Origin of the sequence: Neobacillus terrae, from assembly GCF_011393025.1 — a bacterium.
In the GTDB taxonomy this organism is placed as follows: Bacteria; Bacillota; Bacilli; order Bacillales; family Cytobacillaceae; genus Neobacillus_A; species Neobacillus_A terrae.
Window position 1 is genome coordinate 26821 of sequence record NZ_JAAOEO010000005.1, and the last position, 13396, is coordinate 40216.

General features: G+C 34.1%; 8 protein-coding genes. 1 reads left to right on the plus strand and 7 read right to left on the minus strand.

The annotated features are described in order from the left end of the window. The first annotated feature begins 106 nt into the window (after positions 1-106). A complete protein-coding gene (locus tag G8761_RS08550) occupies positions 107-862 on the plus strand; it encodes an NERD domain-containing protein (RefSeq protein ID WP_166026178.1) in 756 nt (251 codons plus the stop codon). Between the two features lie 283 nt (positions 863-1145). Here G8761_RS08550 and G8761_RS08555 read toward each other — a convergent pair whose 3' ends face one another. The 7 genes from G8761_RS08555 to pglZ form a co-directional block, all read right to left on the minus strand. Further along, the gene (locus G8761_RS08555) at positions 1146-1448 is read right to left on the minus strand and encodes a hypothetical protein (protein WP_166025612.1); all 303 of its coding nucleotides are present in this window, start codon (positions 1446-1448) and stop codon (positions 1146-1148) included. 208 nt (positions 1449-1656) lie between these two features. Beyond that, complete coding sequence (locus G8761_RS08560) at positions 1657-1980, minus strand: nucleoside triphosphate pyrophosphohydrolase (RefSeq protein WP_166025614.1); 324 nt, start codon at positions 1978-1980, stop codon at positions 1657-1659. Position 1981: 1 nt separating this feature from the next. Further along, complete coding sequence (locus tag G8761_RS08565) at positions 1982-4465, minus strand: restriction endonuclease-like protein (protein WP_166025617.1); 2484 nt, start codon at positions 4463-4465, stop codon at positions 1982-1984. Continuing rightward, entirely contained in the window at positions 4437-7013 is a 2577-nt protein-coding gene (locus G8761_RS08570; RefSeq protein ID WP_166025619.1) for an MrcB family domain-containing protein, read from the minus strand. The genes G8761_RS08565 and G8761_RS08570 overlap by 29 nt, the downstream gene beginning before the upstream one ends. 262 nt (positions 7014-7275) lie before the next feature. Further along, positions 7276-8610: a hypothetical protein gene (locus G8761_RS08575; RefSeq protein ID WP_166025621.1), complete on the minus strand. Its 1335-nt coding sequence runs from the start codon at positions 8608-8610 to the stop codon at positions 7276-7278. A 135-nt stretch (positions 8611-8745) separates the two neighbouring features. Continuing rightward, the gene (gene brxL, locus G8761_RS08580; protein ID WP_166025623.1) at positions 8746-10800 is read right to left on the minus strand and encodes a protease Lon-related BREX system protein BrxL; all 2055 of its coding nucleotides are present in this window, start codon (positions 10798-10800) and stop codon (positions 8746-8748) included. A gap of 20 nt (positions 10801-10820) precedes the next feature. Then, complete coding sequence (gene pglZ, locus G8761_RS08585) at positions 10821-13376, minus strand: BREX-1 system phosphatase PglZ type A (protein ID WP_166025625.1); 2556 nt, start codon at positions 13374-13376, stop codon at positions 10821-10823. Between the last annotated feature and the right edge of the window lie 20 nt (positions 13377-13396).

The following is a 13396-nucleotide window of genomic DNA, read 5'->3' on the forward strand; positions in this document are numbered from 1 at the left end:
GTTCGGCAAAAATAGCGAAAACCCTTTAGTTTATTGAAAAATTTGTCAAAAAGGGTAATATAGTGTGCTATTATTTAATTGGAATAATTTTCATGGAGGGATTTAAATGTGGGTAATCATTTTGATACTATTTCTTGCATGTTCACTTATATTAAAAAATCCAAAAGTAAAGGGGTTAATAGGGGAAAAGCATGTTTCAAATATTTTAAACAAGCTAGATCCACAAGAAAATATTCTTTTAAACGATTTATATATTCCCAAGGAAAATGGACAAACAACTCAAATAGACCATCTACTAATATCCAATAAAGGCTTATTTGTTATTGAAATGAAAAACTATAGTGGCTGGATTCTAGGAAGTGAAAAATCACAAAATTGGACACAGTTAATATATAAGCGTAAAGAAAAATTTTATAACCCTATTTGGCAGAACTCTACTCATATTAAAGCACTAGAAAATTATCTAGGTGACACACTAGCCGGGGTTCCAATCTATTCTATAATCGTTTTCGGCAAAAATGCTACGCTGAAATTCAAGGAGCCATTCTCCAAAGCTCAAGTGATTAAAAGCAATCAATTACTCAATGTGATTAATTCAACTTCCATTGCCGCTCCACTGCCACATTTTAAAATGAAAAAAATTCAGAGTCAGTTATCAATGTTGGTCTTAAAGGAGTCAAAGGCAAGAAAAGAACGGGCGAAGGAACATGTACATAATATTAAACGGGAAATGGCCGCTCGCAACACAATGATTTCTAATGACATTTGTCCTCGCTGTGGTGGAAAATTAGTAATGAGGAAGGGTAAAAACGGACAATTTCATGGCTGCAGTAATTATCCTAAATGCCGATTTACAGCTTGAGTGTTAAACAAACTGGAGGTTTTATAATTGAAGATAGGAATAGATAAATCCTTAATGCTTTCTTGACTCCTTCATGTTAAGCATTGCCAATCAGTTCAATTAAACTGGAAGGCATCAATCCTTACGGTATTGGAGTCAGGTATATGTTATTATGAGAAAAATACTTTCTTTACAATGATTGGTTTGATACAAACACCACCAAGTTTAAGAACTGGCTGAAAGGTATTAAATGAATATATATAAAACGCTGTAGGACTACATCCTAACAGCGTTTTTGTATTTTTTATAATAGGTAGTCTAAAAGTTTTGGGATATCTTCAATAACAGGCAGGAGTTTTTTCTGCTTTTTTGATAGTTGATACTCATCTTCATAGTACATTTCCTCTTCATCTAAATCCATAATGTCGCTATCATCTAACCGATGATAATATTTATCAAGAAGAGCTTCCAAGAAGTTTTCATTGTTTTCGAATTCCTGCGTTAATACATAGGGAACTTTTAAGCTTTTATCATAACGATACATACTCGTTAGATATTCTGGATCTACCACTACATAAAAAGAATTGTTGTATTCGAAAAGGAACAATTGCTCAATCTCCGCATATAAAATTAAGCTGGTTTTTATTTGTTTTTTATAATATTGAAAACTATGATACTTAATTGCTTTTCGTTTCAATTGGAACTGTTATACCTTCTCTTTTACAATCCTTGCAAATATGCTGCCTATGTCCCTTCCCGCTGAACTTTTCATTCGGACGGGATTCCCCGCAGCCTATACAATAATGTCCCATTACTTACTCTTCAACTTCCTTCAAAAATATTCGTTCTTTAAAGGCTCCTCTTTTTATGGCCTTTTCTATTCTAATTCCTTCAAGTGTTTCGAAAGATGCCCCATGATAATCGGCAAGAGCATGGACTATTTCTAATACATCGGCCAATTCTTCCAGAGCCTCTTTATCGTTTTTGACATTTATGTACTCCTCTAACTCTTCAAATGCCTTTTTCTTTAGCTCTTTAATATACTCTTCATTATCAAGTATTTGTATCACTGCTTTTTGTCCGGTTGATTCTATTATTTCAGGTATTCGATCTCGGACGAGTTTGTTGTATACAGGCAAATTAAGCTTCCCCCTTATAAGCAATAAAATGTATTATCTCTTTAAATACCATAGAAGGCTGCTTGGATAATAGCTCAATTGAAATTTCTATTTTTTCTTGCTCATTAGAAATTGCTATTACCTCTCTATCTTTCATAAGCTCAATTTTAATATTCTTAAAGGAGAAAGAGTTTATTTGAGACGCCTTATCAATGTTTTCGTCGTTTAGCTCAAGTTTAATTTGATCTGAGACACGCCGCAGCATTCTCCATAGAGTCATTTCTTCTTTCGTTTTCATAAATAGCTCGGGTAGTTCCTGAGCTTCTTTTAGGATATTAAGTGACGACATAGCATAAACCGCAATTCCGTATCCAACTGGACGTATCAATTGAGGAGTTCTCTTCCAGAATTCCACTTCAAACCTTATCTCCTCTTCATCTCCGTTTTTTACTACTTCAACATTTTTTATCTTTCCATATTCTGAAACACCATTATAAGAAGTAACACCAGATTTCAAATAGAGAGCTAAATATTTAGCTTCCTGCCAGCCCTTTTTTAAAAGCTTACTAGATAATTGATAAAACCCTCTCTGTTTATAAAGGTGATAATCATCTTCATTTTGAACGAGGCCAACCAATACCTTTTCATCTAGGCTTGATTGCCAATCTTCTAAGGAACCGCGTGGTAGGATTCCTTCCTTCTGAATCTCTTCAGGACTTTTTTCAATAAGGTTTTCTATAAACTGTTCTACTAAATTTGTTGCGTTAGGTAGAAACGGTAATGCCCCGATATTTACTTTATCTATACTTTTATAAAAATGATGCTCCTGATAAACAGCCTCGTCAAACCATGGAAAAAGAACATAAGCTCCAAAAGCCGTTCGCTCAAAGGGACCGTTGTTAGCGACAACCAAAGAATCTCGATAGCGGTGCATAGTATTAATATCGTCTTCCATCGGACCGGGAAGAATATATCGAGTTTTATAGTAGCTGCCTTCCTGTGCATAATCGATTCTGTACTTTGCATCAAAAATATAATTATAGGTATAGTCTTTTCCCTTCTTCTCTATGCTTAGCATAGTATCAGGAATTTGTGGTATTGTAGGATTCTTTTCGTACTTCTGATAGGTTAAGACTATTTTTTCCTTTGTTATAGGATGTCTGTAGATCCTTTGTGCTGTACGATTGGATTCCAAGTTCACAAACAAGCCGTCTCGATTCACTTTTATAATATCCTGGCTAAGAAGTTCATACTTTTTATTTAGAATTTGACCCAGTTTTAAAAATGTCCAGTATTCATAAAGGGTTGCAACATCCTTAACGGACAATTGATAAAGTTTTCCTTGCAGCATAAGGCCTTTTGAAACAGTTAAGTATATTTGAAATGCATCTCGATAGCCCGGTGCCATTTGCAGAACTAAACTCATTACGGACCGATCTAGTTTTCCAATCCTTTTCCAAAAAGGATTCTTTGCTCTTCCTTCCAACTGCTTAATCATTGAATCAATCCGGTTAATCAAATCTTGGTCAGGTGTTTCTTCCCATCTGTTCCGACTAGATAAGATGGTACTTTTTAGGTCATGAAGTTTATTGACTAATCTTTGAGTTATCCACTTAATATATCGGTTTTCCAAAGTATCATAGGTCAATTCCTTTTTTATATTAAGTCCTTCAGTTGGCATTAACACCCTATTTTGAATAGCGATTCCTCTTTCCACATTTACGAAGAGACTAGCTCTTTTTTGAAGATAGCTACGACTCCTTGAATCCTGTTTACTTAACTGATCTCCTCTTACCTTTTCATGAGTGGTCATCAATTGATGATGTGGCTGACGTTCAATTCTCGTTAGTGCTTGAACAAAATGCTGAAAATGCGTACTTATAAGCCGGTAAAATTCAGAACGAGATGGCTTACCATACAGCTTGATTTGGGCTCCTAAATAGGTTTTTCGAATAAAGTGAAAGGCAAGATTATAGATTTCATCATTCACTTCTTCTAATAATTTTTTATAATCATTTTTATAATCTAACTTCGCTGGGAAAACTTCAATGGTGACGGCCATAAGTGTTTGCTCTCCAGCACGTATTTCAAAGGTCGAATATCCAACTTCATTTTGAAAATGTAAATTTCCCATTAGCATGTATGTCGGATAAATGTCCACTCGGGAAACTGCTTGTCTAAAAAGGGGATGTTCGTGATAAAATTCCAATTGCCTATCATTCTTTGGTAACACGATTATTTGATAAATCCCGTTTTCAAAAAATATCGGTCTTAGTTCTCCTGGATCACCAAGTTCCTGAGAGTTAACATTAAATACTTTGATTTCCTCTGTACCTTTTCCATGAACGGAAAATTCCATTACATCGTGATAATCCATTGCTCTATACTGCTTTAAGCCTTCATAGCGTTGGTGATAGGGCTTACCTTTAATCACTAATGATAAGTCTTCTGAATTGATAACCACTAATTCAACATCTTCACGAGATCCAGAAGGAAGTGAAGCCATCTACCTGTAACCTCCTTAGCATCTCTAACACTTTTGCTGCACTGTTTGGATGTAACGCATTTTCTATGTTGTATTCAGAATCCGATTGTCTTTCAACATACTCCATCTTCGTAAACTGTTTAAATAAGTCTTTTAACAAGCTTTCGACCCGGTTATCGCTTCCTGATATACGAGGTAAAATCTTTTGTAAAATACAATGGTCAAATGCTTTTTCAAAGGACATTAATTGTCCCTCTTGGTTATAAGCCATGTAAAAACAAATTTCATCACGTACCCGGTAACCGACATGGGCATTTATTTGTTGAAGTGACTTGTTTATTTCAACCAACTCTATTGTTACTTTCTCAACTAATTCGGGATGAAGATTATAAACATCCTTCAAATGTAGGAACTCTGAAGCTAATTTTCCTTGTGCTATAGAAATAGAACATTTTTCTTCTAACTCCATTAGGAATGATAGATTTCCAAGTTCTACCCGGTTAAACTCAATTGTATTCGCACGGTCAAGAACCTTTTTACTAAATGGATGGGTGGTTTCATCCATATTAACTGTACCTATTACATAAACATTGCTAGGGAGTCGCAAATCTTCTTCTTCGCCAGTGATCTCTTTTGAAAGAAGAGTAGAAGTTATCATCTCCCCGTTGTCCCATTTCCTACTTTCCATCACACTTAAAATATCACTAAAATAATGCTCTACTCTTGCTAGATTCATCTCATCAAGAAGAACAAAGAATGGAAGCCTTGGATTTTGAATGGCATTTTTTATTACTTTTGTAAGGGGACCTTCTTTAAAATCACCTTTAATATCTACATAACCAAGTAAATCCGACCCATCATTCCAATCTGGCCGAACTGGAATTAAGCTAAATTGGCCATTTTCTTCATTCGCTCCAATACTTTCAGCAAACCATTGAACCATTTTGGTTTTACCAGTGCCGGAAATACCTGATAAAATGACAAATGGCTTAGATTTTAATGAAAGAAATAAGTTTGTTACTTCATCAAGCGTATAAAAAAAGCCTTTAGAAGCTATAAAACTATGTATATGGTTCACTAAATCTTTCATATTTAAATCATTGTCGCTATGCTCATATGGTGTTATTGGATCTTTTACCTGCAATTCGTTCCCACCTTTTAAACGAATATACTTTTTATAATATTGGATCATGGAGTGTAGGTCGTCGACTAATTGATTCTCTGGAGGCATATTTTCTAGGTTATAAGAAATGTAGGCAGCAGTAGATAAAGCATATTGTTTAGCTTTTGTACTGGTACCTAGATTAATGTCATCATCTTTTTTCACTCTTTCACTCATTACAATGGAGCTTCGAATTTCATTTTTTATCCTTAGCATTTCTTCTTTCGTAGTCTCGGTTACTCCCTGAGCAAAAGTTAAGTATAACTGTTGCATATCTTCGCTAAACAAATAAACTATGTAATACCCTCTTTGTGTAGAAGTGGTTATTTTATTATTCATAATAGCAATCCAGGGGATGGTTGCCCAATTACCTTGTCCAACAGAACCAGTCACTACATAATCATAGGAACTAATAAAAGGTAATTTATTTATTTCATTAGGTAACTGTGACCTAACAAATGCACCGAATGGATGCCCACCAAATCCTTCTCGCTTTGCTTCTAAATATTCATTCATGACCCTAAGAAAGCCATCCCTTAACTTAGTTTCCATCCGTTCTCCCTCTTCTACTATTTTCCCATTTTCGATTGGAGTCCAGTTATCATCAACTAAATCAACACTTTTCAGCCAATTTAATAGATTTAAAGTCCTTTCTTTAGCAACTGACTCCACCATTAAATTACTACCCATAGAATTTCGGATGATTAACATTCCCAGTTCTTCTAAGGCTTTCCTCTTATCTACTTTAGATTGTTCACTTAATAAATCTAAGCAATAGAGAGCAATATTAAAGTACTCATGCTTTAAAACTTGCTGTTTAATAAATTGATTTTTATTAGGAGTTTGTTTATATTCTTCAATACTTTCCTCTATTATTTCATTATTATTTGATAGAAGTTGAAGTATTCTTAAATCTTGTCTTCCTTTAGACTTTATTCGATAAAGATTCCCATCAATTTGATTACTTAAGGTTTTAGGATCATATACACCGGCAACAACTTCATCGAGAAAAGTTATTACCTTATGAAATTGTTCACATGGTATATCATCTGTTTTAAATTCTTTTAATCTAATAGCAACTACACCATTTTTATTTATTACTTCCACAAATGGTAATTGTGAAAAGAAGGCCATAATAAATGATGATCTCCTTTGTGTTTTCACAAAGTCTTTTACACTCGCTATTCTTGCACTTGTAAACTCGTGCCATGCTGTAAGTAAAAAATCATGGGAAATAAAATCAGAAGGTTGTGACTTTTCTCCCGTCTTATATTTTTCTAAGGAAGGTTCAGTTTCAACGTAGATGCCTGTACTATCTACTTTTGTTATCCGATTTTGTTTATTTGTCTTCCAAGTACTTACAATTCTCACCCTACCAGATAAAGCTAGTAATACTTTTTCTATCAATTTAAATTTACCTCCGATTAAACATTTCACTAAGTAAACAAAACCAGTTGTTCTTTTATTATATAGTTTTTTTCGTGATTTTTTATATTAAATACATTAATAAAATAACTGTTTAAAAAAATAAAAAGCCACAGATTTTAATAACTGCAGCATTTACATTATTTTATAAGTCTATTTTCAATTACCTTTATTAAAGGTAATACTTTAAACTACCTCAAACTTCTAAAATCAGTGTGAGGTACAACCTTTAATTTTATTGTACTTATACTTTTGTTACTTCTCTTCCCTCTGTATTCTCTCTAATATCCTCTTCTAGTAGATTATGGACGTTTAAGAAACTCCTAAAATCTTCATTCTCATATAAAAGTTCATTAGAAATGTCATAGTAGTCTATTCTAATATCAATTCGTTCTATTATCTCTTCTTCTAATGGAAATCTTAATTTATTATCAATAAATTCCGAAATAAATTCTCTCAGTGCGTGTTTTGTAGTTATCAACCCATTATCAACTTTCTGTGAAAGGTGTCTATTTAAACGTATTATTATTTCCGCATTATTTTCACTAATATTTATTAAATAATTAATAAGTTCTTCTTTGGATGAATTTAAAATCTCTTTTATATTTGGCGGGGAACCTAGACTTTTTTCTGTAATAAATATATTTCCCTCTTTTGCTTCACCTTTTATATATAACTTAAAATGTGTCTTTACTTTTTCAAATGCTTCCTCAAACTCTTTTTTTCTATCAATAGAAATTATATAACCAAACCTTCCCATATCCACCAAATAGTCATCAACAATAAAATTAATTTCACGCTTAAACCAAGCGATATCTTGTAATTTTTCAAGATCGCTTTTAGAAAAAATGTTCCAACTACTTTTTAACCTTTCATTTTGTTCATCGAGTAATTTAATAAATGGATTAAGATTTAATTTTTTATTACTAATTTGAATACCTTGTAATTCATATTTGACTAATTTATATTTATTTCTATAAATAAAGACTTTTCTTAAATTGTTTGGGTTAGTTGGAGGATTCTTGTCTAAATCGTCTAGAGTTTTTTCTATATTACTTATTATATTGATCCGATCTTCCTTTTCAAAAATAGGTATATCTAAAATAGTAATGGGACCTTCCTCTACCTCTTTAAATTGAATTTGGGAAGGAGGAAAAAACTCTAATATTTTACTTGTTATTTCAGGGCCACCAAACAACCCGCTGGGTAAACCGTTTTTAAAATCCTCAATATTACTATCAAAAAATGCAATCTTAGGGGGATAAATAAGTATCTCTTCATCGACAATTAAAATCGCCAATTTGATTCGTTCAACTATCTCGATAGAAAAGCTTTCTATCTGATTAACAATTTTTCTAAGTGCAGACTGTTCACCAAACCCGAATCTAATCGATTGATCGTTCGATTCAAAATACAACTTACAAAGAAGATTATATTCATTCTGCAGATTTAAAATCAAATCAATTTCAGATTCATAAAAAGCAGGCTTTGCAAAAATAATTCTCCTTTTTGCACTATTAAGAAAAGATTCTATTAATTCTTTAGTTACATGGACAAAACTGAGTTGATTTAATTCCAATTTATACTCCCTCCTTTTTCAAAAAAACCCCTCAATCATAATTTCTATATATTATTCCATGTGAATATATGTAATTCCTTCAAATTACATTAAAAACCGACAATCACTAATTTGATCATCGGTTTTTTTCGATATTTAACTAACTCCCAATGCCTTAAACACGGCATCAATTGGATCCGAGTAAAAAATAGGCTGTACTTTTATTAATAATTCAGATGGAACAGTTTGAAAGTCGACTACGGAAGAAGCAGGGATCAATACTTTTTTTGCTCCTGCATCCACACAAACCTGAAGAACATTTGCAAATTCTTCCACTTTCGAGATTGTTCCACCTACTGTCATATTACCAAGAATGACCATACTTTCCTGCACCGGTTTCTCTAAAGCCCCTGAACTTAACCCAATAAGTTCTGCTATTGCTAATTGACTTGTCAGACCAATACCTTGTAAATCCGAAATATGCATATGGTAGTCCCTTGTTTTAATGGTGATTGAACCACTTATGCTTTTACTGTTTGCTGTAAAGTACCTGTATGCTGTATCCAAACTTTCCTTTACATCTCTTTGTGTGCCAACACCTGACTTTTCAAAACGCCCTGATCCTGAAAATACTTGGTTTTCTAACTTAAATACACCTATCATTCCTGAATTACCATGACCTACGGTATATACATGACCTGGTTTTCCCATTCCTTCGGGTATTAGTTTACCACCGCCCTGTTCTGGGACGGAAACGTATTCTTCTTGGAGGGATTCTTTGTCAATATACGAAAAATTCACATCATAAAATTCCATTCCGCCTATTTTCTTTAACTGTTCTTTTACACGTCTCCGACCTTCAAGAGCATACTGAAGAACTTCCTCGACATCCTCTTTTGCGTATTCACCATGCGGGTACAATAGCTTTATAAGACCTGAGACTGTCTTTCTGACACCAATCACATCTCGCTGGTTCAAGTTATTGCCCAGCTTAAAGAACTGATCAATCGAATCACCAAAGGATCTCTTTCTCATTTCTCTAAAATACTCTGCCAAATAATCCACAATAAACCCGTAACGGTCTGTAAAGAAATCAGGCCGCATTTTTGGGACTTCCCATCCAGGTAGGTAGTAATGCATACGATCAAAGAAAGCTGAGTCATTGTTCATCCCCTCTGGAAACGGGGCAAACAAATGGGATGTTTTGATTAATGAATCCACACTTTGATTGATATTCCCTACAAAAACCATAGAAGCTGAGGCCGCTTTCTCTTCCTTTCCTCTCGCAAAGGAACCACTTGCCATATAATCTTTCATAATTTGAATGCCATCTTTGTCCTTAAATTTAATGCCTGCTACTTCATCAAATGCCACGACATCCCACATACCCACAAGTCCAACCGTTCTTGAAGACATATTGTAGAAAAGATTGGCTACGGTTGTCTGTCCACCAGATACTAAGATGGAGTTTGGAGATATTTCTTTATAAACATGGCTCTTTCCCGTTCCTCTTGGGCCAAGTTCACACACATTGTAATTGTTTTCTACAAGGGGTACGAGACGTAAAAGCAAATGCCATTTCACACGATTATTGAGTTGAGTCGGCTCCATTCCAGTTGAACGAATTAGAATATCAATCCACTCATCCTTTGTAAATCCCTTTCTCCCCTCAATGATTTCGTTAAGATCCATGTTTGGCATTTGGATTGGCTTTAGATTGCTGATGCTAAATGGACTCATATTCTTCTCCTCTTCGTCATAATAGTAGTCCATTTTCAACATACACCAAATACCGCCAGCTAACAATTTATCAAATTCTTTAACGTAATTAGATGAAATAGGAACATCCTTTAGTCCCAAATTTGAAAACTCTGCCTCATATGTATCCTTCTTCGGATTAAGACGCACTGTAATCTTATCAATAATAGAATATTGACCGATTTCACGAATCTTACTCTTAATTTTTTCCGCTTCGTCAGGTCTCACGAAATTCTCGGAAAGGATTTTCTTTACCCTTGTGACTCCCTCTTTAATACTTTCATCATCATCAGTGGCCGCATACATTCCGAGAAGATATTCAAGTACATAAACAGGTACATTTGCTCCCTCTTTAATGAGCTTCGTAAGGTCTTTCCTTACAACACGACCTGCGAATATAGAAGTGAGCTTTTTATCTAATTCAATTGTATTTACTTCATTTTCAATCTCCAAAAATTCTCCCTCCCTTTTTGTCAGAAATCAAAATCACTTACAATCCCCAAGTTAATGTTGAACGGTATTTTTTCAAGGATTACGCCTGTCTCGAAATCTTGTATTGTTAAATAATAATGTTTACCTTTATCATAAGTCACAGTTTTTAAGGCAAAACGGAGCTTAAACGTACGATCTTCTGGATTATCTGATGTACGATCACCGATTATTGTTTCCTCATTGGATATAACCGCATTATTTTCATCTGCAATAAAAACTAATACCGTTCTCGGAACAACCTTATCTTCTACTTTTTCTGTTTGGAAGAAAGAAAGATGGAATAGACTGTTTGTAATTTTCCTTGTTGTACTTGTCAATTTAATGTCCACTTTTACAATCTCACGACTGTTGGCTTGTCCTTTTCGAATATTTTTGTATTTAAGTAAAGGCACAACTACTTCTTGAAGACTTGCCCCACCATGCACGAAGTTTACGCCAGTTCCTTGCATTTTAAAGCGAATCGTTGATTTCGGAACATAGACATTTAGTTGATGCACATTATTTATGATTGAGTCTAAATTGATGTTGAGGATACCGCCCATCTGACGCTTCTCTTTGGAAAGCATATATCTTCTTTTTACTTCTACCGTCTGAATGTTTTCTTTTTCTATTTTATCAGTTTCCATCAACGGCTCTCTTTGATAGACAAATCCATGGTCAGCAGTAATTAAGATATTAGTTCCTGAAAGGTCATCCCGTATTATCTTAATAAGGGTAGAAATTTCTCCAATTGCTCTTTCAACAGCGTCGAACGTATAGATTTCAGTCGATGCTTTATCTCCCATCGCATCAATAGTGTCATGATACATATAAATCAATTTTTTTCCTTTAAAAAACTCTCGCCTACCTGCCTTGTTCATTGCAAATACTTCTTGTGCATGTATCGCAATACTATCGGCAACAGTTGACTCAATAATACTTTTACGATTTTCAAGCCCACTTGAAGATTTTCCATCAACCAAGACTCTCGCATTCTCATTAAAGTCAACGACTTTATGTGGCAGTAAGGAAGCCATTCCGAGTTTTGTAACAGAAGGGACAACACTAAGGATCGGTTCAATTTCACAAGCACCCATTGTCTCAGCATTCAATCTTTCAGTAATCTCTACTCCTACTTCATAGCGTAGGGCATCTGAAATAACCACGAAAACACGTTCACCCTTATTGACCTTCGGTGCAACATATTGCCTATAAAACTGTTGCTGATTAGTGATGCCAGGAATTATCCAGTTATCCTTCATATCTGATTCAACTGCCTGAGACCAATGTGAACTTAAATCTCCCATATACCAGTTTGTATAGAGGTTCTCCACCATTACTTTCAGCTTTTTCAGGATTTCGCTGTTTGGCTCATTATCAAAAGCCACATAAAACTTACGGTAATATGTATCCATTGTATGATATTCATTCACATAACTTTTCCACATATCTATAGCTGGAACTTTTGGAATGCCCGAACTGAATTTCTTATAGAACTCATACATTTTTACTGTATAGAATAATGCCTCGTAAATAAACTGAAATCTCTCGTAGAAATGCTTGACTCTTCTTAAATTTATCAATTTGATGTACTCGTCATAGTCTTCATGCGATGCTTCAAGACTGTTGGCAATATATATAATGATGGCTTTGTCGAAGTAAGGAAACGTATCCGCATTCTTAAAGTCCTCAATCTGTAACCCATGAACAATATCAGCCAATTTAATTTCTTGTTCTACAGACTCGACTAACTCATTGTAAATAACATAGTCAGTCTTATGGTGCATCCAATGATCAATGAACACTAATGCATTCGATTTGTTTCTATCTGCGATAAAACTTTTGATATTTGAGAGTAATGAGCTTTCAATTGAGTGACTAAGAGAAGTGACAGTTAAATGCATGAATAACGTCTTTAAAGTTTGATCTTCTCTATCATATCCGTATATATTTGAAACGTACTTCCAGAACACGTTTATATCGAAATACTTGTCCATAAAAACAATGTATCTGTTTTCTTCGTCTGAAAGTCCTTCTTTTAAAACTGTTTTAAGCACTTCTTCAAAATCAGGAGTTTTCAAGTTACATAAAACACTCATAATTCCTATTTCGATTGTTTCTTCTGTATAGGAATGAAGCCCATATGACTTAAACTTTTGTGAATGCTTTTTATTGAAAAACTTCTCGTATTTCTTTACAATCGCTCGTAATGATGTATCTATTCCTAAGTCATCCAATAACAAGGAAATTTTATCTGCATAGAACGTTCTCGAATAGTAAACCGTATCTATAAGCCAGTTGTCTTCTACGTTTATATCATCATTCGTATAAATAAGATAGTGGGAAGTCGGATCTTCCTCTTCAAGTAAGTATTTTGAATAGAAATTATTATTTGCCGTCAATTGATGAATTTTCACATTTTCAATAGAAATATTATTAATTTCCTCAACAAACTCTTTATCCTTGTCCACCCAAAATACAATTTTTCTCTGTTCACCATCATTTAATGTTTCATTAAACGTGGTAGTTAATGTGGAAATTACCTGATTTAAATTCAAGTCCACTCACCCCTTTTCAG